The organism is Edaphovirga cremea (assembly GCF_003332275.1).
Classification (GTDB): domain Bacteria; phylum Pseudomonadota; class Gammaproteobacteria; order Enterobacterales; family Enterobacteriaceae; genus Edaphovirga; species Edaphovirga cremea.
This window is the reverse complement of the sequence record NZ_QOVA01000003.1, coordinates 390950-416848: the sequence shown is the minus strand read 5'-3', so window position 1 is coordinate 416848 and position 25899 is coordinate 390950. Positions and strand designations below refer to the sequence as shown.

General features: G+C 52.5%; 26 protein-coding genes. 18 read left to right on the top strand and 8 right to left on the bottom strand.

The window, feature by feature from the left end:
- Positions 1 to 449: recombinase family protein (locus DRI82_RS07025; protein ID WP_170138681.1), on the bottom strand; the 449-nt coding region annotated here is incomplete at its 3' end.
- 407 nt (positions 450 to 856) lie between these two features.
- Here DRI82_RS07025 and DRI82_RS07020 point away from each other — a divergent pair.
- The 6 genes from DRI82_RS07020 to hemW all read left to right on the top strand — a co-directional run bounded on the left by DRI82_RS07020 (position 857) and on the right by hemW (position 5177).
- Positions 857 to 1579: a YggS family pyridoxal phosphate-dependent enzyme gene (locus DRI82_RS07020; RefSeq protein ID WP_114192775.1), complete on the top strand. Its 723-nt coding sequence runs from the start codon at positions 857 to 859 to the stop codon at positions 1577 to 1579.
- A 12-nt stretch (positions 1580 to 1591) separates the two neighbouring features.
- Complete coding sequence (gene proC / locus DRI82_RS07015) at positions 1592 to 2413, top strand: pyrroline-5-carboxylate reductase (RefSeq protein ID WP_114192774.1); 822 nt, start codon at positions 1592 to 1594, stop codon at positions 2411 to 2413.
- 16 nt (positions 2414 to 2429) lie between these two features.
- The gene (locus DRI82_RS07010) at positions 2430 to 2981 is read left to right on the top strand and encodes a YggT family protein (RefSeq protein ID WP_114192773.1); all 552 of its coding nucleotides are present in this window, start codon (positions 2430 to 2432) and stop codon (positions 2979 to 2981) included.
- Positions 2963 to 3286, top strand: a complete 324-nt coding sequence (gene yggU / locus DRI82_RS07005; protein ID WP_114192772.1) for a DUF167 family protein YggU — start codon at positions 2963 to 2965, stop codon at positions 3284 to 3286. Before DRI82_RS07010 ends, yggU begins: the two co-directional genes overlap by 19 nt.
- A 174-nt stretch (positions 3287 to 3460) precedes the next feature.
- Positions 3461 to 4054, top strand: a complete 594-nt coding sequence (locus tag DRI82_RS07000; protein ID WP_114192771.1) for an XTP/dITP diphosphatase — start codon at positions 3461 to 3463, stop codon at positions 4052 to 4054.
- Positions 4047 to 5177, top strand: a complete 1131-nt coding sequence (gene hemW / locus DRI82_RS06995) for a radical SAM family heme chaperone HemW (RefSeq protein ID WP_114192770.1) — start codon at positions 4047 to 4049, stop codon at positions 5175 to 5177. Before DRI82_RS07000 ends, hemW begins: the two co-directional genes overlap by 8 nt.
- A 42-nt stretch (positions 5178 to 5219) precedes the next feature.
- Here hemW and fhuB read toward each other — a convergent pair whose 3' ends face one another.
- The 6 genes from fhuB to hrpB form a co-directional block, all read right to left on the bottom strand.
- Positions 5220 to 7208, bottom strand: a complete 1989-nt coding sequence (fhuB, locus tag DRI82_RS06990) for a Fe(3+)-hydroxamate ABC transporter permease FhuB (RefSeq protein ID WP_114192769.1) — start codon at positions 7206 to 7208, stop codon at positions 5220 to 5222.
- Positions 7205 to 8107, bottom strand: a complete 903-nt coding sequence (gene fhuD, locus DRI82_RS06985) for a Fe(3+)-hydroxamate ABC transporter substrate-binding protein FhuD (RefSeq protein ID WP_114192768.1) — start codon at positions 8105 to 8107, stop codon at positions 7205 to 7207. Before fhuD ends, fhuB begins: the two co-directional genes overlap by 4 nt.
- A gap of 1 nt (position 8108) precedes the next feature.
- The gene (gene fhuC / locus DRI82_RS06980; protein ID WP_114192767.1) at positions 8109 to 8906 is read right to left on the bottom strand and encodes a Fe3+-hydroxamate ABC transporter ATP-binding protein FhuC; all 798 of its coding nucleotides are present in this window, start codon (positions 8904 to 8906) and stop codon (positions 8109 to 8111) included.
- Between the two features lie 340 nt (positions 8907 to 9246).
- Positions 9247 to 11757 (bottom strand): bifunctional glycosyl transferase/transpeptidase, encoded by a 2511-nt coding sequence (gene mrcB / locus DRI82_RS06975; RefSeq protein WP_114192766.1) that lies wholly within the window; start codon positions 11755 to 11757, stop codon positions 9247 to 9249.
- Positions 11758 to 11802: 45 nt separating this feature from the next.
- Positions 11803 to 11943, bottom strand: a complete 141-nt coding sequence (locus tag DRI82_RS23795) for a hypothetical protein (RefSeq protein WP_157968023.1) — start codon at positions 11941 to 11943, stop codon at positions 11803 to 11805.
- Positions 11944 to 12012: 69 nt separating this feature from the next.
- Entirely contained in the window at positions 12013 to 14457 is a 2445-nt protein-coding gene (hrpB, locus tag DRI82_RS06970; RefSeq protein WP_211317634.1) for an ATP-dependent helicase HrpB, read from the bottom strand.
- Positions 14458 to 14566: 109 nt separating this feature from the next.
- Between hrpB and thpR the strand changes: the two genes are divergently transcribed.
- The 10 genes from thpR (at position 14567) to DRI82_RS06915 (ending at position 24599) form a co-directional block, all read left to right on the top strand.
- Positions 14567 to 15097: an RNA 2',3'-cyclic phosphodiesterase gene (thpR, locus tag DRI82_RS06965; RefSeq protein ID WP_114192799.1), complete on the top strand. Its 531-nt coding sequence runs from the start codon at positions 14567 to 14569 to the stop codon at positions 15095 to 15097.
- Positions 15098 to 15132: 35 nt separating this feature from the next.
- Positions 15133 to 15840, top strand: coding sequence for a DNA/RNA nuclease SfsA (gene sfsA / locus DRI82_RS06960; protein ID WP_114192765.1), 708 nt, complete (start codon positions 15133 to 15135; stop codon positions 15838 to 15840).
- Between the two features lie 194 nt (positions 15841 to 16034).
- A complete protein-coding gene (gene dksA / locus DRI82_RS06950; RefSeq protein ID WP_114192764.1) occupies positions 16035 to 16490 on the top strand; it encodes an RNA polymerase-binding protein DksA in 456 nt (151 codons plus the stop codon).
- 79 nt (positions 16491 to 16569) lie between these two features.
- Positions 16570 to 17433, top strand: coding sequence for a tRNA glutamyl-Q(34) synthetase GluQRS (gene gluQRS, locus DRI82_RS06945; RefSeq protein ID WP_114192798.1), 864 nt, complete (start codon positions 16570 to 16572; stop codon positions 17431 to 17433).
- 309 nt (positions 17434 to 17742) lie between these two features.
- Positions 17743 to 19059, top strand: coding sequence for a polynucleotide adenylyltransferase PcnB (pcnB, locus tag DRI82_RS06940; RefSeq protein WP_425452626.1), 1317 nt, complete (start codon positions 17743 to 17745; stop codon positions 19057 to 19059).
- The gene (gene folK / locus DRI82_RS06935) at positions 19056 to 19535 is read left to right on the top strand and encodes a 2-amino-4-hydroxy-6-hydroxymethyldihydropteridine diphosphokinase (protein WP_114192762.1); all 480 of its coding nucleotides are present in this window, start codon (positions 19056 to 19058) and stop codon (positions 19533 to 19535) included. The genes pcnB and folK overlap by 4 nt, the downstream gene beginning before the upstream one ends.
- A gap of 255 nt (positions 19536 to 19790) precedes the next feature.
- On the top strand, positions 19791 to 20381 hold the full coding sequence (locus DRI82_RS06930; RefSeq protein ID WP_245956788.1) for a fimbrial protein: 591 nt from the start codon (positions 19791 to 19793) through the stop codon (positions 20379 to 20381).
- A gap of 96 nt (positions 20382 to 20477) precedes the next feature.
- Positions 20478 to 21224 carry a fimbrial chaperone gene (locus tag DRI82_RS06925; RefSeq protein ID WP_114192761.1) on the top strand — a complete coding sequence of 249 codons (747 nt, stop codon included), beginning with the start codon at positions 20478 to 20480 and terminating at the stop codon, positions 21222 to 21224.
- 178 nt (positions 21225 to 21402) lie between these two features.
- Entirely contained in the window at positions 21403 to 24036 is a 2634-nt protein-coding gene (locus DRI82_RS06920) for an outer membrane usher protein (RefSeq protein WP_114192760.1), read from the top strand.
- Entirely contained in the window at positions 24036 to 24599 is a 564-nt protein-coding gene (locus DRI82_RS06915) for a fimbrial protein (RefSeq protein WP_114192759.1), read from the top strand. Before DRI82_RS06920 ends, DRI82_RS06915 begins: the two co-directional genes overlap by 1 nt.
- A gap of 99 nt (positions 24600 to 24698) precedes the next feature.
- On the opposite strand, the gene DRI82_RS24500 is transcribed toward DRI82_RS06915, so the two are convergent.
- Positions 24699 to 24821, bottom strand: a complete 123-nt coding sequence (locus DRI82_RS24500; protein WP_281269763.1) for a hypothetical protein — start codon at positions 24819 to 24821, stop codon at positions 24699 to 24701.
- Here DRI82_RS24500 and DRI82_RS06910 point away from each other — a divergent pair.
- Together DRI82_RS06910 and DRI82_RS06905 are read left to right on the top strand one after the other, a co-directional pair.
- Complete coding sequence (locus DRI82_RS06910) at positions 24775 to 25206, top strand: fimbrial protein (protein WP_245956794.1); 432 nt, start codon at positions 24775 to 24777, stop codon at positions 25204 to 25206. The two genes, DRI82_RS24500 and DRI82_RS06910, sit on opposite strands and share 47 nt — an antisense overlap.
- Before the next feature lie 8 nt (positions 25207 to 25214).
- Entirely contained in the window at positions 25215 to 25811 is a 597-nt protein-coding gene (locus DRI82_RS06905) for a fimbrial-like protein (protein WP_245956787.1), read from the top strand.
- The last annotated feature ends 88 nt before the right edge of the window (positions 25812 to 25899 follow it).

The following is a 25899-nucleotide window of genomic DNA, read 5'->3' as shown; positions in this document are numbered from 1 at the left end:
CGCGATTTGATTTCACTTTCCTCATTGGCACGCTGGGCAATGAGGATGGCTTTTATCAGGGAGTAAGGGTCATCCAAAGAATCAATCGTGTAATGCGTATGGTCGCTAAGGGTAACAACATCGACACCGGCCTTTAATATGCGTTTAAGCCGCTCCGTGGCTTCACCAATTCTTTCCCGTGACAGCCGATCCAGGCTTTCCACCAGCAGAACCGTGCCGGATTCAATATAACCCCCCTCTACAGCCTCCATGAAGTCTGCGAATGCTCCACGCGTGGCGTGAGTGCCGTGATAAGCACTGAGGCCCAAATCTTTATACGTCAGGTTGTCAAGCAAGTAATCGGGATGGGCATCAAGCCATTCCGCCACGAGCCGGTTTTGCCGTTTTAAAGAATCGCCATACTGCTGAACAGACGAGGAGAACCGGAGATACGCGATCGCTTTTTTCATGGCCCATCACCAAAACAGAGATGAAACCAGATACTGGCACACCTGAATTCAGAGGAAAGTGAATCCAGTCAAATCTTCTTCATGTCGGAAAAAAGGAAAATCTGGAGAAAACGCCTTCAATAAAGTTAGGAAAGAGGCCACTAAACTGATTAAAATTGATGCTGATGGTATCAAAGCATGATGCAGTGGTAACCTCAAATGACTGGGGGTAAGCTAGGTGCATATGCTGATAGCGGCTAAACTTGTACCATTGGTAAGTCCCTGAAAATCAGACAGTTGATTAAATGTAGGTTAAAATTAAACTTTTAATAAAATCATCAATAAAAAACATAAAAATCAATATATTTATGCTTTACACTAAGAGCCACAAATTCATCGATATCCATTTGAAACACTCCTGAGCCAATATGAGCACTATTCAGCAGAATCTACAGGACGTCAGGCAGCGAATCGCCAGCGCTGCGCAAGCGTGCGATCGCGCTCCAGAGAAAGTGATGTTGCTTGCAGTGAGCAAAACCAAACCTGTGGCAGCCCTCAAAGAGGCCATCGCGGCAGGCCAGCGCGCCTTTGGTGAAAACTATGTTCAGGAAGGGGTGGACAAGATCCACCATTTTCAGGAAAGTGACATTTCTCCCGCATTGGAATGGCACTTTATTGGTCCGCTGCAATCGAATAAGAGCCGTCTGGTTGCAGAGAATTTTGATTGGTGCCACACCGTTGATCGGCTGAAAATTGCCGCCCGCCTCAACGAGCAGCGCCCCGCGGATATCGCGCCCCTGCAGGTGCTGATTCAGGTCAATATCAGCGATGAGCAGAGTAAATCAGGCGTGGCGCTTAATGAGATCGCGCCATTGGCCGCGGCCATCCAGAAGATGCCGCACCTGACCCTGCGCGGACTGATGGCGATCCCCGCACCAGAAAATGACTATCAGCGGCAACTGGCGGTTTTTGGTAACATGACGCAGGCTTTCAAGGCATTGCAACAGGATTACCCGCAGATCGATACGCTTTCCATGGGGATGACGGACGATATGGCCGCTGCCATCGCGGCTGGCAGTACGCTGGTTCGCATCGGCACCGCTATTTTTGGTGCGCGGGATTACGGTGCGCCGCAAACCGCACAACACTAAGCAAGGAGTACCATGCAACATCGTAAAATTGCCTTTATTGGTGCAGGTAACATGGCAGGGGCTATCATTTCCGGTCTGGTCGCCAACGGTTATCCGGCTGCGCTGATTAGCGTTTGTGCACCGTCGACAACCCGTCGTGACGCACTGGCGGAAAAGCTCGGTGTTATCAGCAGTGATGATAATGTGCAGTGCGCGCAGCAGGCTGACGTCGTGGTTCTGGCCGTGAAGCCGCAACTGATGGCTAAAGTGTGTGAGCACTTGCAAGAGCAGGTCGATTTTTCCGGTAAACTGGTGCTGTCGATCGCCGCTGGCGTCAACGTTGCCCGTTTTTACCAATTGTTGGGTAATGCGCTGAATATCGTCAGGATCATGCCGAATACGCCCTCGCTGGTCGGTAAAGGAATGAGCGGACTCTACGCGCCGGATCAGGTCAACTTGCAGGATCGCCAATTCACCGCAGATTTAATGAGTGCGGTGGGCAAAGTGTGCTGGGTCGATGACGAAAACGGCATTAATCAGGTTATCGCCGCCGCGGGAAGCGCCCCTGCCTACTTTTTCCTGTTTATGGAAGCCATGCAGAAAGAAGCGGAAAGCCTGGGTTTTTCAGCGAAAATGGCTCGCTTACTGGTGCAGCAGGCCGCTTCTGGGGCAACGGCGCTGGTGGAAGCCAGTCCTGATACCCCGCTGTCAACGCTGCGTGAACAGGTGACGTCGAAAGGTGGCACGACCGCCGAGGCGTTGCGGGTATTCAACGAGCAGGATTTAACCGGTATCGTTTCACAAGCCATGCAAGCGGCAATCAGTCGCGCGCAGGAAATGGAAAAGCAGTTTTAATATTAAAGGCTGATACATGCAATTCTTAACATTCCTTATTTTTACTGTCATCGACCTCTACGTGTCCGTATTGCTGCTCCGCGTGTGGATGCAATGGGTCAGGGCCGATTTCTATAATCCTTTTTCCCAATTCATTGTGAAAATTACCCAACCGGTGATCTCGCCGCTGAGAAGGATTATACCTTCGGTCGGGCCACTGGATAGCGCTTCCGTGCTCCTTGCCTGGGTGCTGGTGCTGCTTAAGCTGATTTTCATCAACTGGCTGTTGAATCCCGTTCTGTTTTTCCAATGGGTCTATATTCCGCTCTCCTTTATCGAACTGCTGACCGCCGCAGGCAAATTGGTCTTCTGGCTGGTTCTGGTCCGTGCCCTGATGAGCTGGATCAGCCAGGGACGCAGCCCGGTCGAATATGTACTGATTCAATTGACCGAACCGTTGATGGCACCCATCAGAAGATTGCTGCCAGCAATGGGAGGCATTGATTTCTCAGCGATGATTCTGATCCTGATTCTCTATGCACTCAATTACCTGCGGGCTGATGTCATCGCATGGCTGTTAACCCTGTAATACAACAACTGGACGCGCTGGTGATCAGGCTATATATTCAGCCGAAAGCCAGCCGCGACCAGATTATCGGTGTGCATGGCGACGAATTGAAAGTCGCCATCACCGCCCCGCCAGTCGATGGGCAAGCCAATGCCCATCTGGTTAAATTTCTCGCCAAGCAGTTCAAGGTTGCGAAAAGCAACGTGACGATAGAAAAAGGCGAATTGGGGCGGCATAAACAGATCAGGATAGTGAGTCCGCAGTGTATCCCAGAGACCATCGCAGCATTACTTTCCCCTTCGTCCTTGAAGTTGCAGGGGTGTTAGCTACGTTCACTCACCCGAATCACTGACTTGTGTCAGCTCATCGGGATTCGTTCACTTGCTGCCTACCTGCATCTCCAAGTACTTGGGGATAAAAGTACGTATAAAAAGTACATATATCGGGTTTCCTCGCGGCTTATCCCCAGTATGAAAAATCACAAAGGATCAGGATTTCCTATGCAAAAAGTTGTTCTGGCTACCGGCAACCCCGGTAAAGTGCGTGAACTGGCCCATCTGCTGGCCGACTATGGTCTGGACGTCGTGGCTCAAACCGAGCTGGGCGTTGAGTCCGCAGAAGAGACCGGGCTGACCTTTATCGAGAATGCCATTCTCAAGGCGCGTCATGCCGCGCAGCAAACCGGCCTGCCCGCCATTGCCGATGACTCCGGTCTGGCCGTGGATTTTCTTGGCGGTGCTCCCGGAATCTATTCAGCCCGCTACGCCGGGGTCGATGCCAGCGATCAACAAAATCTCGAAAAACTGTTGCTGACCCTGAAAGATGTGCCCGCTGGACAGCGTGCGGCGCAATTCCACTGTGTGCTGGTTTACATGCGCCATGCGGAAGATCCTACCCCGCTGGTGTGCCACGGCAGTTGGGCGGGTGAGATTACCTTTGCTCCGGCTGGCGAAGGCGGTTTCGGGTATGACCCGATCTTCTACGTTCATGAAGAAGGCAAAACCGGGGCGGAACTGACCCGTGAAGAAAAGAGTGCCATATCCCATCGGGGTAAAGCGCTGGCGTTGTTATTGGATGCCATGAAGCATGCGTAAGCTCCCCCCGCTCAGCCTCTATATCCATATCCCCTGGTGTGTGCAGAAATGCCCTTACTGCGACTTCAACTCGCATGCGTTAAAAGGCGAAGTTCCCCATGACGACTATGTGGGGCATCTGCTGGCCGATCTTGATCTGGACGTGGAGAAAGTGGCTGGGCGCACCGTCGGGACTATTTTTATCGGTGGCGGGACACCAAGCCTGTTAAGCGCTGAGGCGATGCAAACCCTGCTGGATGGTGTCCGCGCGCGCTTGTCCGTGGATCCTGACGCAGAGATCACCATGGAAGCCAACCCCGGTACCGTGGAAGCCGATCGTTTCAGCGGCTATCAGCACGCCGGTATCAATCGCATCTCCATTGGTGTGCAAAGTTTCAACGCGCAAAAGCTGGAACGTCTGGGACGTATTCACGGCCCGCAGGAGGCCAAGCGAGCCGCCCATCTGGCCACCGCGCTCGGTCTGCGCAGCTTTAATCTGGATTTGATGCATGGACTGCCCGATCAAAGCCTCGAGCAGGCGTTGGATGATTTGCGTCAGGCGATAGAGCTCAACCCGCCGCATCTGTCGTGGTACCAACTGACAATCGAACCCAACACCCTGTTTGGCTCCCGTCCGCCGGTCCTTCCCGATGATGACGCGCTGTGGGATATCTATCAGCAAGGCCATCAACTCATGACCGCCGCCGGGTATCAGCAATATGAGACGTCGGCCTATGCCAAACCCGGTTATCAGTGCCAGCACAATCTCAACTACTGGCGTTTTGGTGATTACCTCGGTATTGGTTGCGGAGCACACGGTAAAATTACCTTCAGCGACGGCCGGATCCTGCGCACAGCAAAAACGCGCCATCCGCGCGGTTATATGCAGGGCCGTTATCTGGAAAAAGAGCATCTGGTTGAGGAGAGCGATCGTCCATTCGAATTTTTCATGAACCGTTTCCGCCTGCTGGAAGCGGCCCCGCGCCATGAGTTCGCCGACTTTACCGGACTGGATGAAGCGGTGATTCGCCCGCAATTGAATGACGCGCTGGCAAAGGGTTATATCGTGGAAAGCGACGAGGAATGGCAGATCACCGAGAAAGGCAAGTTGTTCCTCAACTCCCTGCTTGAACTGTTCCTTTGACGCCCTCTGGCGAGACGCGTGCTGTCTCGCCAGTTCAGCGCTCTAGGCCGCCTGTTTGCGCAACAGGTAGATAAAGTAAGGTGCGCCGATAAACGTGGCCAGCAATCCCGCCGGGATCTGATTGGGGAAGAACACCATCCGGCCACACCAATCAGCGAATACCATCAGTAGTCCTCCAATCAGCGTCGCCATCAACCATTGTGGCACCGCGCGACGAAAACCCATCATTCGCGCCATATGCGGCGCCATCAAACCAACAAAACTCAACGGCCCCACCGTTAGCGTAGCGATAGCGGTCATGATCGCTGTCAGCAGCAGAATAAGCAGGCGGGTCGGCGTCAACGCGATACCCACTGCTTTTGCGGTCACACCGCCCAGCGGTAATATCTTCAGCCAGCGGCGACACAGTGGCGTCATTACGATCAACACGGCGGCGATGGCGGCAGTGCGCCACGCCTGTTCTGAAGTGACCGCGTAGGTAGAGCCGGAAATCCAGGTCAGCAATCCGCCCATACGCGGATCGCCACTCGCCAGCAGTAGGGTAATCAGCGTGGTAAAGGCCGTACTGAGCGCAATCCCCGCCAGCAGCATGCGTTCCGGCGAGAATCCCCTCCGCCCTGAAACCAGCATAATGACCAGAAGCGTCAATCCAGCGCCCAGACTGCCTGCCGGAAGAAGCCAGACGAAGGCATCGCCCGGCACCATGAACAACATAATCACCACGCCAAAGGCCGCGCCGGAACTGATCCCCAATACCTCGGGACTGGCCATCGGATTCCCGGTCAGCTTCTGAATCAATGTCCCGGCAGAAGCCAGCATCATCCCGGCGACCAGCGCCGCAACGACGCGCGGCACTCGCCACGGCAGCATTTGCTGGAATAATTCCCCCGTCGCCCAGTACCAACTGTTGCTGTCACGCCCGAAAGAGAGCGCGATAAACAGACCCGCCAGCAGCAGAATCAGGCCACCCGCGAACCAATATACTGGTTTCTGTCGTTCCACCGGCACGCTGTCACCCTGATTCATTGGCGGCGGCGTCACGCTGTTACGCAAGCGCGGCAGCAGCCAAAGCAATAACGGCGCACCCACCAGCGCGGTGGCGGCACCCGTGGGAATTTCACGCCATACCTGCGTCAGCCAGAGCATGATCTGATCGGTCAGCCACAGCAGCAACGCGCCCAATACCAGCGACAACAACAGGCGACTCAATAAGCGCCGGGCACCCAGCATCCGGCTTGATAACGGGGCAAACAAACCAACAAAACCGATAATGCCTACGGCATTCACCCATTGCGCGCTGATCAATATCGCCAGCCCGAGCGCAGCCAAACGTGCCGTGGAAAGCCCCAGCCCTAGATTACGGGCAACGCCGTCGTCCAGACCAAGCAGCGTCATTGGCCGTAACAGCAACAGCGCCAACATCAGCGCAATCGCCAGTCGCGGGGCCAGGAACGCCGCAATGCTCCAATCCTGTTGATTCAGCGATCCACTGCTCCAGAGAAACAGGCTTTGCAGTTGATCGTAATTAAACAGCGCCAGCAGGCTGTTCACTGCGCCACAATAGAGACTGAGCACCAGCCCGGCGAGAATCAGCGTCACTGGCGACATACGTTTGCCCCAGGCCACGCCAAACACCAGCAGGCCGATGACTACCGCCCCCACCATTGCCGCAAACTGTGCCGTCAATTCACCGCCTGGCAGCGCCCAGAGCGTAGCGACCGTCAGCCCCAGTTGTGCACCTGCGGAAACGCCGAGCGTTGCGGGTTCCGCCAGCGGATTGCGCAAAACCTGCTGAAACAGCGTACCAGCCAGTCCCAACCCGGCTCCCGCCAACAACGCCACCGCGACACGCGGCAGCAGGCTGTAATGCCACACCATTTGTCGGACATCGTCGGCATCAGGCCGCCACAGCGCGGCAGACCAGAGTTCAGTCGGCAATTGCTGGCGCAGGTTGAAGAGGGTCAGCGCCAATGCGGCAAGACACAGCATGGCGATCAGCACAGAAGGGAGAAACAGCGCGCGGCGACTCATGACGTTTTTCCTAACGTTTCGGTCAATAACCGACAAAAACGAATGGCCGACAGGGTCGCGCCATAAAACCAGACGGCGGGCACCAGTTTCAACTGCTGCTGACGAACAAAAGGCAGGGATTGCCACAGCGGCGTTGACGATACTTTTTCCAGCATGCTGCGATTACCGTGATCAAAACAGATCGCCTGCGCATTCTTGACGGTGGCAAGACGTTCAAGACCAATAATGGCGCTGCCCCAGAAATTGGTTTCACCCGACCAGGCGTTCTCCAGTCCTAACTGATCCATCACATCCTGAAACAGGCTGCCACGACCAAAAACCAGTACGTGACGGGTATCCAGAAAAGAGAACAGCAGCAGCGGTTGTTTGACGACAGGTTGCAATTGCTGGCGGGTTTGCTTGAGGAAAAGATCGAAATCGGCCAGATGGCGTTCTGCCACGGCCTGCAAGCCCAAGCGCTCGGCCAGTATATTCAGCGAGTTACGCGCCAGCATCAGCGGTTTGCCTGAACCATCATTGAAGGCAAAACCCATCGTTGGGGCGATGGCCTGTAGTTTTTCGGGTGACGGCCCGTAGCCTGACGAGATCAACAGTAACGAGGGTTTGAGCTGTTGCAACAGTTCAAGATTGGGTTCCGTGCGCTGACCAACATCAATGACCTGCTCATCAAGGCGCGGTTCCCCCACCCATAGGCGATAGTTATAGGTATCTGCCACGCCTAGCGGCGTGATACCCAACGTCATTAACAGTTCTGCGGGATACCACTCAAGGGCAATGATACGCTGTAGATCGGGGTGGGATGCGGCCCAGACGGGCAGCGAAGCCAGCAAAGGGGTCATCGCCGTCACCTGTAACAAGCGACGGCGGCAGAGATCAGGGCATGCAGGGTAAACGGTCATATCAATAGACAAAGCTCACCGGCGCACCACCGCTTGGATGCGGCAAAATGCCCATGGGAATACCATAGATTTGTTCAAGAACCGTCCCTTGCATCATTTCCAACGGCTCACCTTCGGCGATCATTTCGCCTGCGCGCAGCGCCACCAGATGATCACAATAGCGGGCAGCCATATTGATATCGTGCAATACCGCAATCACCGTCAGGCCGCGCTCATGGCTCAGGCGCTGAATCAAGGCCAGCACCTCGACCTGATGCGCGATATCCAGCGCCGAGGTCGGTTCATCGAGCAGCAAACAGCGGCTATCTTGCGCCACCATCATCGCCAGCCAGGCGCGTTGCCGCTCGCCGCCTGACAGGCTGTCGACCAGACGTTTGGCGAAAGGCTTCAGGCCAACCAGCGCGATCGCCTCATCAACCAATTCACGATCGTGAAGGCGAAAACGCCCTAATGCGCCGTGCCATGGATAACGGCCGATGGCGACCAACTCCTGCACCGTCATCCCTTCGGCGGCAGGCAACTGCTGTGGCAAATAGGCAACCTGTCGCGCAAAGGCTTTGCTGTCCCACTGTTCCACGGGCGTATCATTGAGCAGAACCTGACCGGAAGACGGTGGCTGATGGCGACCCAACATCTTTAGCAGCGTTGACTTGCCCGAACCGTTATGGCCGATCAGACCGCATACTTTTCCCTGTGGAAAAGTTAATGACAGCGGTGCCAACAGCGTGCGGGAGGGAACGGTGAAACTGGCCTGATTCAGGCTAAAAGTCACGTCGGTCATGGTCTGTCTATTCTGCATCACGCCCTGTCTTACAGCGCCGGGATAGAGTTGCGCCGGTAGCCACTGATGGTAATTACTTAGGAATGGAAACGATAATTATTATTATGTGAGGTCGCATATTATGCGTAAGGAAAGGGAAACTGCAAGCGTATTTAGGCCGGATCAATCATTCGGGAATGAAAAATAGCCGCAGCCGATATAAGGGCAAAACCCACGCGCTGACGATGAGGCTTTACGAGATAAAAATACGGCACAATAGAGCGTTATAGCCCAGAACTGAAAAAGGCATCGCTCACGGTGCGATGCCTTTTTAATAACCAGATACTTATGATCAACCGATAGCCATTACAGCAACATCTTATTGGCCGAACATATCCTTAATCCAACCGGCAACTCCGTCGCCCTCTCCCTGCTGCTGTTGTTGCTGTTGCTGTTGTTGCTGCTGAACAGCCTGGCTCGCCTGACACAATCCTTGCGGATTGTCTGTCCATACCGGAATAACGCGGGCACCGCTGCCATTACAGATGAAGTTACCCGCAGCATCCAGACTCATCTGGCTGATGTCTTCAGGCGCATTCACGTTCAGTTGCAGCGGCGTCTGGTTTTCCAGATATCGGCGATAAATGGTCAAGGCACCGTTGGCACCGGTCAGTTTGGCTGGACCATTGTTATCACGCCCAACCCAGGTAATGACCACTTCTTTGCCGTCGATCCCGGCGAACCAACTGTCACGCAAATCGTTGGTGGTACCGGTTTTTGCCGCCAGATGGTAGTTAGGGAATTTTACCGCCAATGAGCGGGATGTTCCGCGTGCTACCACCTGTTGCATACCATACAGCGTCAGATAGGCCGCCTGTGCTGGCACCATACGTTCAGCCTGCGGGAAGCTCTGGTACAGCACTTGTCCATCCTCGCTGATTACCGACCGCACAGCCGACAGCGGCGCACGGTTGCCGCCACTCGCAATGGTCTGGTATTCCTGCGCGACCTCCATCGGCGTCAGGCTGATCGCCCCCAGCAGCATTGCCGGCACCTGCTGCAACACATCTTTGGGGATCCCCAATTTCACCAGCGTGGTGCTGACCTGATCGAGACCAACGGACATCCCCAGATTCACCGTCGGGATGTTCAGCGAGTTAGCCAGGGCATCAACCAGCATTACTTGACCGCGGAACTGGCGATCGTAGTTCTTGGGCTGCCAGACCTGGCCATTGGGTTGTTTCAGCGACAGCGGCTGATCCGCCAGCCAGGTGTTCAAACGGTACTTGTCAGGCTGACTGAGCGCGGTGAGATAGGTGGCGGGTTTCGCCAGGGAACCCACCGAACGACGGGCCTGCATAGCTCGGTTAAACCCGGCAAATTGGGTATCAGCCCCACCCACCATGGCCCGCACTTCACCGCTGAAACGGTCAACGATCACCATCGCCGTTTCCAGATCCTTGATTCCACGCGCCGCCTTCAGCGGAGGAATGCCCTCTTCGACCGCTTTTTCAGCCGCATCCTGAGACACCGGATCCAGCGTGGTGAAGATCTTCACGCCCGACAGATCGTTTACTTTATCGCCCAGACGCTGCTGCAATTCCTGTCGCACCATCTGCATAAAGGCTGGCTGTGGAGAAATCACCCCGCCTTTCGGTTGAACCCCGAGAGGACGTGCGCTGAGCATATTGTACAGCTCTTCGTCTATAACATTTTGATTCTGCAATGATTTGAGAACCACGTTACGCCGTTCCAGCGCCAGCGCCGGGTTACGCCAAGGGTTGTACAGCGACGCCCCTTTCACCATTCCCACCAGCAGCGCCTGCTGATCCAGACTCAGTTCATCAACCGGACGGCCAAAATAGTAAAGGCTCGCCAGCGGGAAACCGCGAATCTGATCGCTGCCGCTCTGACCGAGATACACTTCGTTCAGATACAGTTCCAGAATACGATCTTTGCTGTAACGGTAATCCACCAGCAACGCCATATAGGCTTCATTGGCCTTACGCCAATAAGTGCGCTCATTGGTCAGGAACAGGTTTTTCACCAGTTGCTGCGTCAGGGTACTCGCCCCTTGCACCGCACGTCCGGCAGTCAGATTAGCCAGAACCGCACGACCAATTGAGTAGAAGCTGATGCCGTCATGCTGATAAAAATGGCGATCTTCGGTAGCCAGCAGGGTATCAACCAGCAGATCCGGGAAACCGGCACGCGGAATAAACAACCGCTGCTCACCGTTCGGTGATTGCAGCATGGTGATTAACCGTGGATCGAGACGGAAGAAACCAAAATCGCGCTTGCTTTCCAGATTCTGAATCTTGATCAGGCTATCGTTCTGGAAGGTCAGACGGGCGCTAATCTGCCCCTCTTTGCCATCCGGGAAGTCAAACGGGCGGCGCAGCACATCAATGCTGTTGGCCTGCACGGTAAATTCGCCTGGTCGGGTGATGCGAGTCACCTGACGGTATTGCATGCCCTCAAGCAGGTTGACCATCTCTTTCTTGCTATAAGGCATACCCGGTTCAAGATTGACCATACGCCCATAGACGGCGGCGGGCAGTTGCCACACTTTTCCGTCAATACGGCTGCGTATTTGTGAATCGAGATATACACCATAAATTGCCAGTGCCACGACCACGACTAAAAACAGCTTGATAATCAGTCCCCACCAACCACGCTTTTTACGCGGCGAACGCGGTTTCGCCTTACGCGTCATGCGCTCTTCCTCGTACTCATCATCATCCTCATACTCTTCATCAAGATCGTCATCGTCCAGATACTCTTCGTCCTCGTAATCGTCATCCCTGCGGCGGGGTGGCCGCGAACGCGATGGTTTACGCCCGGATTTTTTTCCCTTACGCCCGATAGGTTCGCGGTCATCGCCTGACATTACTGTTCTCCACGATACAAATATTTTTCATGAAAAAATCGTTGTTCACGAATTAAATAACTCTTCACGGAATGGATTTCCACCCGCAATCAATGTACATCCACAGCCAACCATCAGGGGCTGACGGGGAATAATGGCGCTAACAACTTTCTCTCCGACCCTTTTTCCTGCGACCATTTTTTGCATGGACTGTGTTCCCAATTACGCAGCCCGAAAAGAAGAAAGGTCTGAAAATGGGTCTGATCGGCCAGGATTTCACTGGCCCTGATACTTTTTGGTGCGCCGGGTCGGCAACGCCTGTGCCGGATCGTCGGGCCACGCGTGCTTCGGGTAGCGTCCTTTCATCTCCTTTTGCACCTCCCGGTATGCACCTTGCCAAAACGCCGCCAAATCGGCGGTAATCTGCAACGGCCGGTGCGCAGGTGAGAGCAGTTCCAACACCACCGCCACGCGCCCTTCGGCGACCTGGGGACTACGTTGCTCACCAAAGACCTCCTGCAAACGCACAGCCAGAACGGGCGGGCGATGCACTTCATATCGCAGCGGCAGACGACTTCCGGTCGGCACAGTGTAATGGCTGGGTAGCGCACTATCCAGTCGCTGACGCAATGACCAGTTCAATAATCGTCCCAATGCGTCAGCGATATTCACCTGACGCAGTGCCCGGATATCTTTGACGCCCGCCAGCGAGGGCAATAGCCATTGCTCAAGGCTGTCGAGCAGCGCATCGTCATCCATGGGCGGCCAGTCAACCTCAGGTAACCATTCCTGCGCGCATTGCAGTCTGGTTCGTAGCTGCCCCGCTGCTGTATCCCAGGTAAGAACCTGTAATCCCTGCTGGCGGATCCAGCCAATCAACGCCTGCTGCAACTCCTCCGCTGAAGGCTTGGCCAACGGTTGTGCGCGCAGCGACAGACGGCCAATATTCCAGCGCCGCCAGGCACGCAAGGTGCCTTTTTCTTCATCCCATTCCACTGCCGTCTGCTGGGTGACCAGTTGCGGCATTTTCTGCACAAGTGCGTCGATCTCCAGCGGCACTGCCAGCAAAATCTTCGCATCCGGGCTGTTATGGCCCTGTAGCAATGCCGGAGAAACCAGCCAGCCGGCGCGTGCCAACGCATCGTCCTGCGGCAGCGCAGCACCCAGTCCGTTTGCCAGCAAATAACGGCCATCCAATCCACGACGCTGGGCGATGCGATCGCTGAATGCCCGTGCGAGCAAGCTAGCGGCCAGATCGCTGTCAACGCGCCCTTCGCCCCGCGCAACCCGCTGGGCGAGCTGTTTCGCCCGCCGTTGCCAGTGGCTTTGCGGCCGATCGAGCCAATAACCCATATCGCTCGAATAACCCCGTGGCGGCTCTTCAAGAATCGCCGCCAGCAATGCCGCCGTTGCCAAGCCGTCAAGACTCTCTTCACTACCGGCAATCAACATCGCCGCCAAGCGTGGTTCACAGCCGCAGACCGACATTTTACGACCAAGTGAACTCAGCTTGCCTTCTGCGTCAATCGCGCCCAATTGTAAAAGCAGTTGCTGCGCGGCGCTCACCGCGCTCTCAGGGGGCATATCGAGCCAGGAAAGCTGGGCCAGATCGTGGCATCCCCACTGCAACAGTTCCATCCATACGCCGCTGAGATCGCTATGCAGAATCTCAGGTTCCGCCTGCTCGGCCGCGCGCTCTGCCTGCTCTTTGGCACAGAGATGCCAGCAAATGCCGGGCTCAAGGCGACCCGCGCGCCCGGCACGCTGAATCATTGAGGCCTGGCTGATACGCTGCGTCACCAATCGCGTCAGGCCAGTGCGTGGGTCAAAGCGTGTCGTGCGCTCCAGACCACTGTCAACAACCAACCGAATACCTTCGATGGTCAGGCTGGTTTCCGCAATATTTGTCGCCAGAACCACTTTTCGCCGACCCGATCGTGCGGGCTGAATCGCTTTTTGCTGATCGTTGAGCGACAGTGCGCCGTACAGCGGACAAAGATCGGTATCTGCGGCGATTTTCTCCACCAACCGCTCCTGCACGCGGTGAATTTCCGCCACGCCCGGCAGGAAAAGCAGCAGTGAACCGGTTTGCTCACGCAGTAAACGGCCCACAGCATTCGCGACACCGTCTTCAAGGCGCTCATGACTGGTCAGCGGCTGGTACAGACGTTCCACAGGAAAACTGCGCCCCTCGGACGAAATCACTGGCGCTTGCGGTAACAGGTTGCTTAAACGGAGATTATCCAGCGTGGCTGACATAATCAGCACCTTCAGGTCGTCTCGCAGTCCTTGCTGCACATCCAGCAATAACGCCAGTGCGAGATCGGCTTGCAGACTGCGCTCATGGAATTCATCCAGAATCACCAGCGAAATGCCGCTCAATTCAGGATCCTGCTGCAACATGCGGGTCAGAATTCCTTCGGTAACCACTTCCAGCCGCGTTTGCGGTCCGATCTTACTGTCGGCCCGCATTCGGTAGCCCACCGTTTGACCCGGCACTTCGTCCAATTGCTGTGCAAGCCGAAACGCCACGTTTTTTGCTGCCAGGCGACGCGGTTCCAACATAATAATTCGCCCTGGGAAACCGGCTTTATGGAGGATTTGCAGCGGTAGCCACGTGGATTTCCCCGCCCCCGTCGGTGCGTTGAGCAGCACGTGGGGCGAAGCGCGCAGTGCCGAAATAACCTCATCCACTACGGCACTGACTGGCAATAAGGACACTGTATTCTCCGTGAAGGTTAACTTTCTTTGCCGGGCATTGTAGCATTCAGCATCAATCGAATTACGCCAAAATAATGCCGGGACAATTATGTTTTCATCACACCGTCATATGCTGTCATCGCGCCGTCTGTTTTTTGCTCTTCCCCTCGCGCCATCCTTGCAACAAGAGGTGATCGCATGGCGTGCGACGGCATTTACGCCGGAGGCGGGCAAACCCGTCGCCGCAGCCAACCTTCACCTGACGCTGGCCTTTCTCGGCGACGTGACAGAACAAAAGGCCGCGGTTCTGGCCGAACTGGCTGGGCGTATTCGTCAGCAACCGTTTTCACTGCAACTCGATGATTTGGGCCATTGGCCCCGTCCCGCCGTGGTCTGGCTGGGTACTCGCCGCGCACCACGAGGATTATTGCAACTGGCCGATATGCTGCGTTCCCAGGCGGCGCGTAATGGTTGCCATCAGAGCACATTGCCTTTTCACCCGCATATCACCCTGCTGCGCGCTGCGGCCCAAACTGTGGCCATTCCGCCAACAACGCCAGGATGGACACTTGATGCCGACCGTTTCTGTCTTTATGAATCGCGCACAGAAAAGGGGCAAACTCGTTACCAGATGTTACAACAATGGCCGCTCAGCCAATAATTGGAGCTATATCCGGCTTCAGCCCAAGGACTTTCATGCTTTTTGATCCCCCTTTGCAACACGCGACACTGATTAAACGTTACAAACGTTTTCTCGCGGACATTGTCACTCCCGAGGGTGAAATGCTGACGATTCACTGCGCCAATACCGGTGCCATGACTGGCTGCGCGACACCCGGAGATACGGTGTGGTATTCCACCTCGGCAAATAGTAAACGAAAATATGCCCATAGCTGGGAGTTGACTCAGACGCAGCAAAACCATTGGATTTGCGTCAATACATTGCGGGCAAACATCTTGGTTCGTGAATCAATTGACCACAATTTCATCACGGAATTATCCGGTTACAGTAAAATTTCGCAGGAAGTAAAATACGGTGATGAGAACAGCCGTATCGATTTGTTATTACAGGCAGAAAACAGGCTTAACTGCTATATTGAGGTTAAGTCAGTTACCTTATTGCAACAGGCTCAAGGTTACTTCCCGGATGCCGTCACCCTAAGGGGTCAGAAGCACTTACGGGAGTTACAAACCATGGTAGCCAGCGGCCAGAGAGCTGTGCTTTTTTTCGCTATACTGCATTCAGGTATTGAACAGGTTGCCCCAGCCCGCCATATTGATGCGCACTATGCTGATTTGTTGGCACAAGCACAAAATACTGGGGTTGAGGTGTTATGCTATGCTGCCGAAATATCCCCGCTCGGCATGAGCCTGAAGAAGGCAATACCGCTCGTTGGCGGTTAGTCGGGGAATTGTGACAGTTGGAGATAAAAACACCAATGTCTGAGCAGAGGCTGGTTAAATACGTCTTCCCTCACAGCCTTGTCAAGCAGGTGAGAGGAATAATTGCCAACCTACCTCCCATCTGTTATTTATAGCGACCTGTTTTTTTCCCCCCGTTGGGGATCGATAGTGCGTGTGTATGTAGGAGAAGCAACATGCAAGAAGGGCAAACCCGTAAGACATCCTCCTTGAGCATTCTCTCCATCGCTGGGGTGGAGCCTTACCAAGAGAAGCCAGGCGAAGAGTACATGAACGACGCCCAGCTGGCACACTTCAAAAAGATTCTGGAGGCGTGGCGTAATCAGCTCAGGGACGAAGTTGATCGTACGGTCAGTCATATGCAGGATGAAGCGGCTAACTTCCCGGATCCGGTTGACCGTGCAGCTCAGGAAGAAGAATTCAGCCTTGAACTGCGTAACCGTGACCGTGAGCGCAAGCTGATTAAAAAGATCGAGAAAACGCTGAAGAAAGTGGAAGACGAAGATTTCGGTTTCTGCGAATCTTGTGGCGTTGAGATCGGTATACGTCGCCTTGAAGCACGTCCGACTGCTGATTTATGCATCGACTGCAAAACACTGGCCGAAATCCGCGAGAAGCAGATGGCTGGCTAAGTATTATGGCGTTTATCACGCGGTGCAGTCTCTGCACCGCGCTATTGTTTTGTTGGTAACGCAAGCATTTCCTCCCCTTATGCCACATTCTGAATACATCGGACGTTTTGCCCCCTCTCCTTCCGGCGATCTCCATTTCGGCTCGCTGATTGCTGCACTTGGCAGCTATTTGCAGGCACGATCCCAACAAGGTAAATGGTTGGTCCGCATCGAAGATATTGATCCACCGCGCGAAGTCCCTGGTTCAGCCTACCGTATCCTGTCTGCGTTGGAACGTTATGGACTTTTTTGGGATGATGACGTGCTTTATCAATCGCAGCGTCACGCTGCCTACGATGATGTACTGGCCTGGTTGGAATCGCAGTCCTTGAGTTACCACTGCACCTGTACCCGAAGTCGTATCCAACAGATCGGCGGCGTGTATGACGGACACTGCCGGGAACGGCATCTCGACGCCAAGGGTGCCGCTATCCGCCTGCGCCAGACTCAGCCGGTGTTCTCTTTTCAGGATCTGCTGCAAGGGGAAATTCAGGCCGACCGACAGTTGGCGGCAGAAGATTTTATTATTCGCCGCCGCGATGGCCTCTACGCGTATAATTTAGCGGTTGTCGTTGATGACCACTTTCAGGGGGTGACCGAGATTGTACGTGGTTCGGATTTAATCGAGCCGACGGTGAGACAAATTGCCCTTTTCCAGCAGCTGAATTACCCCGTACCGGGTTATCTGCATCTGCCACTGGCGCTGAATTCGCAGGGTGATAAACTCTCCAAACAGAATCATGCACCCGCATTGCCAGAAGGGGATCCACGCCCCATCCTGGTACAGGCGCTGGAATTTCTGCAACAACCTGTACCTGAAAGCTGGCAAGATCTTGATCTACAATTATTATTACGCTGGGCGGTAACACATTGGGATACGGTCAGTCTGCCAAAAAACAGATGAATACGTAACCAGTATCGACATCGCCATTCTCAAAGGCGTAAGGGTGAGCTATGATTAGCCGCTATTTTTCTTTTGCGCCATTTTTATCAGTCACTATCGAGGTGTACCATTTTTACCCGAGTAGCCAATTTTTGCCGCAAGGTACTTATTCGTGAAGAAAAACCAAGCGAGAATGCGCTTCACGAAGAGACCGTCCGCCATGAAGAGCAACCTCGCCGTCAAGACACGGTAAGCCGCGCACAAAATGCCGGTCAGGCGGACAAGAGTACCCGGAAGAATCCGGTGAAGCCTCAGGAGAAGACAGGTTCCATGACCGTCATCCCTCGGGATCAGCATAACATTTCCCGCAAAGACATCAGCGAAAATGCGCTGAAGGTGCTCTATCGCCTGAATAAATCAGGTTTTGAAGCCTATCTGGTTGGCGGGGGCGTTCGTGATCTGCTGCTGGGTAAAAAACCTAAAGATTTTGATATCACCACCAACGCTACGCCTGAACAGGTGCGCAAACTGTTCCGCAATTGCCGTCTGGTTGGCCGCCGTTTCCGTCTGGCTCACGTGATGTTTGGGCCGGAAATCATCGAAGTTGCTACCTTCCGCGGCCACCATGAGCAGCAACAGGAAAGCACCGATAAGAACTCTTCGCAGCAGGCACAGAATGGCATGCTGCTGCGCGATAATATTTTTGGCTCCATTGAAGACGATGCGCAGCGTCGCGATTTCACCATCAACAGCCTCTATTACGGCGTGTCGGATTTTGCGTTACGCGACTACACTGGTGGTCTGCGCGATCTACAGGAAGGCATTATCCGCCTGATTGGCGATCCGGAAACACGTTACCGTGAAGATCCGGTCAGAATGCTGCGCGCCGTCCGTTTCGCAGCGAAACTGAATATGGAAATCAGCCCGGAAACCGCCGAGCCGATTCCACGTTTGGCAAATCTGTTGCACGAAATCCCCCCGGCGCGTCTGTTTGAAGAGTCACTCAAGATGTTGCAGGCGGGTTATGGTTACCAAACCTATCTGCGACTTTGCCAGTATCAATTGTTCCAACCGCTGTTCCCGTTGATTGCCCGTGGCTTCACGGAAAATGGCGACAACCCGATGGAACGCATTTTGGTACAGGTCCTGAAAAATACCGATCATCGTCTGCAAAACGATATGCGGGTCAATCCGGCATTCCTGTTTGCGGTCATGTTGTGGTATCCGCTGATTGAACATGCGCAACAACTTGCGCAAGAGAGTGGCCTGGCCTATTACGACGCATTTGCGCTGGCCATGAACGATGTTCTGGATGAAGAGTGCCGCTCGCTGGCGATCCCCAAACGTATCACCACGCTGGTTCGGGACATCTGGTTGCTGCAACTCCGTTTGTCGCGTCGTCAGGGCAAACGTGCGCATAAACTGATGGAACATCCCAAGTTTCGCGCCGCCTACGATCTCCTGGCGTTGCGTGCTGAAGTAGAAGGTCACCGTGAGCTACAGCAACTCACTCAGTGGTGGGGCGAGTTCCAGGAAGCAACGCCGCTTCAGCAGAAAACCATGCTGACCACGTTGGGCGATGACACGGCGCCGCGACGCAATCGTCGCCCGCGTAAACGTGCGCCGCGCAAGGCTCCAATGCCATGATCCGTGTTTATCTCGCGCTGGGCAGTAATCTTGCCCAGCCGGAAGCCCAGATAAATGCGGCGCTCGACGCGCTTGCCCATATCCCGCAAACACACCTGATCCTATGTTCTCCGTTTTACCGCAGTAAACCCATGGGTCCACAGAATCAGCCTGATTATCTCAACGCGGTTGCGGCTCTTGATACCCATTTACCTGCTGAACAGTTACTGGATCATACCCAAACCATTGAACGTAATCAGGGACGCGTGCGAAAGGGTGAGCGGTGGGGACCGAGAACGCTCGATCTGGATATGCTGCTTTACGGTGATGCCATTATTAACACTCAACGCCTTACTGTTCCGCATTATGGCTTGAAACAGCGTGAATTCATGCTTTATCCCCTCGCGGATATTGCACCGGATCTGGTATTGCCTGACGGTGAATCCCTGGCGTCCATTCTGCATCATACGCCCCTCAATGGATTGAGCCGTTGGTAGCCATACATCAAATTATCTGCTCACCCTCATCAGCTTAAAAGAGTAAGTCCCTTAAATTGCACTCCCCGAATTAAACGGAAATTAAATCCTTTCAGATCATTCGTCTTGATATTTAATTGATATTAATTACGAAAAATTAATTTTTTTTAATTTCAACTTATCCGTATCTGACACTAGGATGTCGCCTCATAATTACGGTTTATTAACCGTTAATGTTAACGATTAAAATTAACATCAAGGAACGACGAGAATAAAATGTTTTCAAATACATCCTATTATTTCAGTGCATCACTTCTCATAACGGTGCTAAACATAACTTCAGCGTGTGCCAGCGATACTGGACTCATCACTTTCGATGGCGCGGTAACTGATGCCACCTGCACTCTCACCACCAGTAATGGGCTTGATTCCAGCAACATCACGTTATCTATGCCTGTTGTTAAAAAAGCCGAGGTGAGTTCAGCGACAATAGCCAGCGGTGGGGTAGGGAGCAAAGAGTTTGAGTTTTTACTTAATGATTGTCCCGAGGCGCTAACTGCTGCGGTTATTACGTTCTCATCCCAGCAATTTGCCGAGTTATCCAATGGTACATTAAAAGTCGATCCGACCCTGTCGGGTGCTGCGCAAAATGTCAGTATCGCCTTATTCAATAATACTGCCGACAATAAAAGCCAAGTGAAAATCGGCGATCCCAGCGATATTCCGCAAACAGTGGCCCTTGCTGCTGGCAGCGGTAGATTTGCCTATAAGGCCGCTTATGTCCCCAGCGCTGACTGGAGCGTAACGAACAACGTTATTTCAGGGAAAGTAAGCACCAACGCAACATTCACCCTGTCCTACGAATAAATCCCTGAAGTTAACGCGTGCCAATCTACAAATTGAATGCGTTCTCTGGTTGTCACAGGGCGCATTTGGTATTTCGTCCAAAAATCAGGCGCCATAATGATTTCAATGAAAACATTTCTCACTCTCACTGCGGCAATGGTTATTTCTTTGGGGATAGTCTCATTCAATACCCATGCAGATGTCGTCATTTCAGGAACGCGAATTGTTTATCCGCAACAGGCAAAAGATGTCTCGGTTCGGCTGGAAAACCGTGGGGAGCGGCCTTTGCTGGTACAGATATGGCTCGACGATGGGCGCGACAATACCAATCCTCAGGAGCTGAAGTTACCTTTCATCCTGACGCCGCCGGTATCCAGAATGGATGCCAAAAGAGGACAAACTATTCGCATAACCTATTTGGGCGACGCTCTTCCTCAGGATCGAGAAACCCTTTACTGGTTTAATATGCTGGAAATACCGCCTAAGAGCGCCAGTAATCAAAACCAGAATCTATTGCAACTGGCATTTCGCACACGGATAAAAATGTTCTATCGCCCTGCAGGTTTGAACGGTGATCCGGGCCTCGCTGCGCAAACGCTTCGTTGGAATCTGGTAGAGGAGTCTGGTGGCGTTAAAGTGAATGTCATTAATGAGAGCCCTTATTTTGTCTCATTGAGTTCTGCTGCGCTAAAGACCAATAACCAGTCTTATCGCATTATAACCGAAACACTGCCCCCCAAAAGTACCAACTCATTAGCCGTAAAAGATCTCACACAAGCGCCTGCCAATGCAAAAGTGCTCTATAACGCCATTAATGATTACGGTGGCACAATTAAGAGTGAATTTGAAATGGGCAGCCCATAAACTTCCCCTAAAGATCTTATATTGATCCCTTTACCCTGCCCTTGGAATTAAATGAATTTGCGAAAAAAGATTCATGAAACCTATAAAAAAACCTTCGCATTATATATTCATAATGTTTTTAATTTTTTGTTATTCATCCATAAGTACAGCATCAGTTCCTGATGAGGAACCCGCCCCTATGCCCCTGGATAAAAAAGCGAAACACTCTAAAAAGCCGATTGCCGAAAGCCAGCAAACCAAAAAGGACACGACTCCCTCTCCTGCTGTTAAAAATGAAAACGGGGAAATTGAGTTCAACGATCAGTTTCTGGTGGGAACGGGCAGTCAAATTGATGTAAGCCGCTTCGCTAAAGGCAATCCGACCCTGCCTGGTATTTATAAAGTGGCCATTTACGTTAATGCCAGCAGTAAGCTGACCACCAGCGTTGAGTTCACTAATAATGGAACCGATCATGCCGCCCCCTGTTTGACATCAAAATTACTGTTACAGCTCGGTATTGATATTTCAATCACCGCGACGGATGAGTTGCCGTCAGATCGGGATGGAGCGCAATCGGAGTGCATCGATCTCAGCCACGAGGTCGCACAATCAAGCGTAAGGTATGACGATGCAGAACAGCGGTTGGATATTACGATTGCGCAAATCTACTTGAGCAAGAAACCCCAAGGTTACCTAAACCCGGTAATGTGGGATGACGGCATCAATGCGGCGATATTTTCTTATGATATTAACGCTTACCGCTCAGATAACCGTGGACAAGTGTCTGAAAACGCCTATGTCGGCATGAATTATGGTTTCAATATTGGCGCGTGGCGATTTAGGGCAAGAGGTTCTCTCAATTGGGATCAGGATCGTGGAGCGGACTATTCTGGGCAAGATATTTATCTCCAGCGCGATGTCCTGCCGTTAAAAGCACAGATGCTGATTGGCGATAGCTATACGCGGGGCGATACGTTTGATTCCATCAGCTTGCGGGGCGTGCGTCTTTACAGCGACGATCGGATGCTGCCGGGTTCTATGTCGGGCTATGCACCGGTGGTGAGAGGTATCGCCAACAGCAATGCCAAAGTCACGGTTCGTCAGAGCGATCAGATTATTTATCAGACCACAGTTCCGCCAGGCGCTTTTGCAATCGACGATCTCAATCCAACGGGCTTTGGCAGTGATTTGGATGTCACGGTTGAAGAGGCTGATGGCAGTGAGAAGCATTTTTCCGTGCCCTTTTCCTCAGTCGCGCAGATGTTAAGGCCCGGCTATTCACGATGGGATATCGGCATTGGGCAGTTGAATGACAATACTCTGACAGATACCCCTTACATCGCCGTTGCCTCGGGTTATTACGGAATCAGCAATACGTTCACAGGCTACGCTGGCCTGGAATTTATGGATAACAGCTATATTTCAGCATTATTGGGGCTGGCAGTGAATACAAAAGTGGGCGCATTTGCTTTCGATATTACCCAGTCCCGGGCGGATATTCCCCAGCAAAAAACCTATAGCGGCCAGAGCTATCGGTTTTCCTATAGTAAACGGTTATCCGCGACCAATACTTCGTTGAATGTCGCCGCTTATCGTTATTCCACGAAAAACTATTTGAGTCTGCATGATGCGGCGACGTTAATTGATAAAAATAACCACAGCAGTGATGAAAATAGCGCTCAGGGAATGAATACTTTCAGCCGCATGCGCAATCAGATTCAGATTAATATCAGTCAGCCGCTCAGGGTCGCGGATCATGATTATGGATCGCTGTACACCACAGCCAGTTGGGCTAATTACTGGGGTGATGATGCGAAAAACTCACAGTATTCGGTAGGTTACAGTGGGTCATTGCGCTGGGCGAGTTACAGTATTTCACTACAGCGCAGTTATGATGAATACAACCAGAAAGATGACAGTCTTTACCTCAATATCAGCATTCCGCTGGAGAATCTATGGGCTAATCACCAGCGCCCGGCCGGCTTCAATAATATCAATGTGGGGATGAATTCTGATCTGCATGGCATTGGTCAGTTGTCGATGAGTGCCAATGGTGCCACCTCCGATAATCGGCTTAATTACAGCCTGAACACCTCCTATTCCGCGCAGACTCAAAGCAACGATCTCAGCCAGATTGGTGGTTATGGCAGCTATAACAGCCAATATGGCCCAATAAGTGGTTCCCTTTCTGCGTCGAACGATCATAGCCGTCAAATGTCATTGGGTACCAGCGGCGGCATGGTGATTCATTCGGGAGGCATTACTTTTGCCGCAGGCAGTATTGGCGCTACTGATACGTTAGCGCTTATCAAAGCGCCAGGCGCCAAAGGCAGCAAGATGAATTCGGGAGAGGGTCGCATTGATGCCGGTGGCTATGGCATCTATCCCAATCTTTCGGCTTATCACGAGAATAATGTTGGTCTGGATATCAGTACATTGGAGAGTGATGTTGAAATTAAGAGCACCAGCGCGACTACTATTCCCCGCGATGGTGCCATCGTCCAGGTTGACTTTCAGACCGATGAAGGACGCTCCGTATTAATGAATATAGAACGTACTGATGGCGGATTTATTCCTCTCGGTGCCGATGTTTACAATGGGAATAATCAGCGGGTGGGGAGTGTCGGGCAAGCGGGACGTGCTTTCGTCCGTGGGATCGATAAGAACGGCAAACTGCATATTGTCTGGGGCAGTGGCCCGGACAAAACATGCCAGGTTGATTACCAGATTGCGGATAAACCACGGCTCATCGGCATGACCATTTTTATCGATCATCAGCAATGCCTGTTTCCCAGTATAAATTCAGCTTCTCACATTCAAGGTAGGCATTGATGATCCGCAATAACGCTAATTATATTCCTCTCCTGCTATGTCTCTCATTATATAGCTTTGCCACTATGGGCTCGGCGCAGGAGTTAAATGTCACTTTCTCTGCCAATATCCGTGAGACCACCTGCGATATGATTTTATCTGGCGGGACAAATAATACGGTAGTGATCGGCACTGAAGGAAAAGTCGGGCTGGATAAAATCCTCGCCGGAGATATCAGCGCTGCCGCTATTTTTTCGTTGAAAATAACGGAGTGTCCTGCAAGCCTGAGCTCCTTGAAAACGACCATCAAGGGCGAGAAATCAGCCGATCTCAATACTGCTATTAGCAACAGTTCAGGCGACGGGAATGCCGAAAATATAGGGCTCAGCATTGCCAGGAAATCTGCACCAGACAGCTTATTCGTTATTAACTCGATAGCAGATGCAGAACGATTGGTATGGACTGACGCGGAAATTACGGCCAAAGAAGTACAGCTGGTTGCACGTTTGACCCCAACAAAAACTGGCCTGGGAACAACGGGGTATTTCAACGCAGTAGCGACCTTCGAGTTTACTTATGAATGACAGCACACCGAGGCAAAAAGAGAAAATGATCAATAGAAATCTGATAAAAACAGTATTGTCTCACGCTATTTTTTTACCTTGTTTCATGGTCACTCATACTTATGCAGATATAGTGGGTACGCCTTCAATCAACGTGACATTCACCTCAACGATTGAGGCCGGAACCTGTGCCACGGTGTTGAAAGACGCCAGCGGTGCTACGGCGTCAGTGATTGATTTCAAAGATGTCTTCCGTTCAGATCTGGATAAAAAAAACCGCAAAGAAGATTTCAAGATCGTCTTCTCTTCTTGTGCCGGGGTGAAATCCGCCAATATCACTACCGCGCAGTCGTCTTGCTCAGGTGGTGCATCTGATGGTGATTCTTTTGCCAATAGCGGGGGAACTGCCGCTGCAACCGCCGTTGAAATCTGGAAAGAACAACCGGACAGTGGCGTACAATTTTCGTGTAAGAATAAAGGCAGCGGCCAGAACATCGCGTTAACCTCAGCCAGTGATACAGAGGTTAATTTGACCGCTCGCATGGTTATTGCAAAAGGAAGATCCGCCTCTGAGGTAACCGCAGGTTCATTCAGCGCACCCGTAACTTTTTTAATCACCTATCAATGAATTATCTCATGATGTCTTTGTTAACGATTTTCAGGGAAATACGTTTCGCCCTCGCCACAGGGTGTGTTCTGCTCTCTCACATCGCTCTGGCAAATGACAATGATCTGAATATTGAGGTGACAGCGAATATTGTCGAAAACACCTGTGAGATTTCAGTGGAAAATAACGGTCAGATTCATTTGAATACCGTCAGCAGGTTTTACTTTGACAATAATACGCTGCCTACGGACGTGCTGGGTGGTAATCAGTTCAGCATACGCGTGGATAACTGTACAGGCGGTGATGATGCGGTTGCAGAAAAACTGCATTTCAGCTTCTCACCCCAATCGGGTCAACTCTCTCCCGCATCCAATCAGGTGTTTGCTAACGAAGCCAAAAAAGAAAATGGCGGAGCTTCGGGTGTCGGCATCGTTATCTTTTCGAAACAATACAACAGTAATGTTCTCGATGAGAACGGTCATTCAGACGTGGTATATGACGTCAAAGGCAAAACCAGTGACGAATACACGCTCGCCTACCCTTTCTACGCGCGCTACCAAAAAACAGGTGAGATCGTGGCCGGTGCTGTACAAGCCAACATTTTAGTTGGTGTAATTTACGATTAGCACCTGCTTCCCAAGGGGCGAAAACAGACAGCGCCAAGCGTTTTCAGCCCCCTGCAATCGCATCTCAAATAATCATTCTGTCGCCTTA